2 protein-coding genes are annotated in these 806 nt (G+C 69.1%); both read left to right on the forward strand.

The genetic code is table 11. The features are described 5' to 3' along the window. Nucleotides 1-362 (forward strand): IS110 family transposase (locus tag IEZ15_RS44115; protein WP_229846615.1); only part of this gene is annotated, 362 nt, incomplete at its 5' end. A 29-nt stretch (nt 363-391) separates the two neighbouring features. Then, on the forward strand, nt 392-806 hold a 415-nt coding region (locus tag IEZ15_RS44120), incomplete at its 3' end, for a transposase (RefSeq protein WP_506355113.1).

Raw genomic sequence — 806 nt, forward strand, 5'->3', positions numbered from 1 at the left:
GGAAGTCGGCGTGTCGACCGTGGCTGTCCCCGTTGTCCGACTGTGAGGAATCAGGTCCCGTGATACTGCTCGGTGTCGACCCACACAAGTCCACCCACACCGCCACCGCCGTCGAGCCGGTCTCGAACCAGCAGGTCGGGTCGATGCGGATCGAGGCCATTCTGGCGGACTACCGGCGGCTGCTGGCCTGGGCCAAGCGGTGGCCACAGCGGAAGTGGGCTGTGGAGAACGCCAACGGCCTGGGCCGGCATCTCGCCCAGTGGCTCGTCGCCCGTGGTGAGAGCGTCGTCGACGTGCCTGCCGCGGCGACCAGCCGGGTGCGTGAACTTTCCCGCGTGGACGGCGTAAGAACGACCAGATAGACGCAGCGGCCGCAGCCACCGTTGCCTATCTGCAGGGAGAGGGGCGGGATCTCGCGCCCGAGAATCACACCACGGCGCTGGCCCTCCTGGACGAACGGCGTGTGAACCTGGCCCAGGCCCGGGTGCGCACGGTCAACCAGCTCCACGCGCTGCTGCGTGACCTGCTGCCCGGCGGCGCCCCGACCCAGCTGTCCGCGGACCTGGCCGCCAAACTGCTGCGATCCGTCCGCCCCGCCGGCGATATCGAGACCGTCCGGAAGGACATCGCCTGGGACCTGGTCGCCGAGATCCGGAAACTGGACAAGCAGCTCACGGACAACGCTGCCCGGATGCAGAGCCTGGTAGAGGCATCGAGCAGCACGCTGATGGACACCCCGGGCATCGGGCCGGTCATGGCCGCTCGGCTGATCGGCCGCACCGGACGGGCTCACCGCTTCTCCACCT

The sequence above is a fragment of the Streptomyces atratus genome (assembly GCF_014648655.1).
GTDB lineage: Bacteria > Actinomycetota > Actinomycetes > Streptomycetales > Streptomycetaceae > Streptomyces > Streptomyces atratus.